We start from the raw sequence: 1,464 nt of genomic DNA, 5'->3' as shown, positions 1-1,464 counted from the left end.
AGCAGTGTCGGTGATCTTGACGGTTTGGGTGCTCTTGTCGATGAACACGTCATCGCTAGGCGCAGGGACGGTTACGGTGCCGACGGTGTCACCAGCTTTGATGGTGATGGTCGAGCCGTTATCCAGTTTCAGGGTTACGTCAGTACCGGCCTTGTTGCTCAAGGTCGCGGTGTACGTAATCTGACCACCTTCATTGACTGCGCTTGGCGCGGTCAACGTGACGGTAGTGGTGTTATCAGTGCCCGGAGTGTCGGTGACAGTAGTGCTAACTGGCGTAGTACCTGGCACCAGATTTTCGAAGTGTTCGCCGCCGGTGACGCCTTTGATAGCGGTAGTGACGGTCTGGTCGCCCTTGTACACGTCATCTGGAGCTACAACGGTCACGCTGCCGTTCGATTGATTCACACCGATGGTAATGGTTTGGCCGTTATCCAAAGTCACAGTCAGTGGGTTGGTGATGTTGGTCACCGCATTACCCGACTTGTCGACCAGCGACGCGGTGTAAACGATGTTGCCGCCTTCACCAACGGTAGTGGTGGCAGTCAGAACTACATCCACTTTGTCGATGGTGTCGTTTATCGTGGTGGTTGCGCCGTTACCTGCAACTTCCAGTTTCTCGAAGTTGCCGCCAGCAGTGTCGGTGATCTTGACGGTTTGGGTGCTCTTGTCGATGAACACGTCATCGCTAGGCGCAGGGACGGTTACGGAGCCAACGGTGTCGCCCGCTTTGATGGTGATAGTCGAGCCGTTATCCAACTTCAGGGTTACGTCAGTACCGGCCTTGTTGCTCAAGGTCGCGGTGTACGTAATCTGACCACCTTCATTGACTGCGCTTGGCGCGGTCAACGTGACGGTAGTGGTGTTATCAGTACCCGGAGTATCGGTGACAGTGGTGCTGACAGGCGTAGTACCTGGCACCAGGTTTTCGAAGTGCTCACCGCCAGTCACGTTAGTAATAGCGGTAGTGACGGTCTGGTCGCCCTTGTACACGTCATCTGGAGCTACAACGGTCACGTTGCCGCTGGACTGATTAACGCCGATGGTGATGGTCTGGCCGTTATCCAGGGTCACGGTCAGCGGGCTGGTGATGTTGGTCACCGCATTGCCCGACTTATCGACCAGCGACGCGGTGTAAACGATGTTGCCGCCTTCGCCCACTGTGGTCGTTGCGGTCAGCACCACATCCACTTTGTCGATAGTGTCGTTAATGGTCGTAGTTGCACCATCACCAGCCACTTCCAGTTTTTCGAAGTTACCGCCAGTGGTGTCGGTGATCTTGACGGTCTGAGTGCTCTTGTCGATGAACACGTCATCGCTAGGCGCTGGAACGGTCACGGAGCCGACGGTGTCGCCAGCTTTGATGGTGATAGTCGAGCCGTTATCCAACTTCAGGGTTACGTCAGTACCGGCCTTGTTGCTCAAGGTCGCGGTGTACGTAATCTGACCACCTTCATTGACTGCGCT

1 protein-coding gene is annotated in these 1,464 nt (G+C 55.5%); it reads right to left on the bottom strand.

The features are described 5' to 3' along the window. On the bottom strand, positions 1-1,464 hold a 1,464-nt coding region (locus tag AOA62_RS06395), incomplete at both ends, for an immunoglobulin-like domain-containing protein (protein ID WP_368665706.1).

Source organism: Pseudomonas sp. 2995-3, from assembly GCF_002742565.1.
In the GTDB taxonomy this organism is placed as follows: Bacteria; Pseudomonadota; Gammaproteobacteria; order Pseudomonadales; family Pseudomonadaceae; genus Aquipseudomonas; species Aquipseudomonas edaphica.
This window is presented reverse-complemented; position numbering and strand designations above follow the sequence as displayed.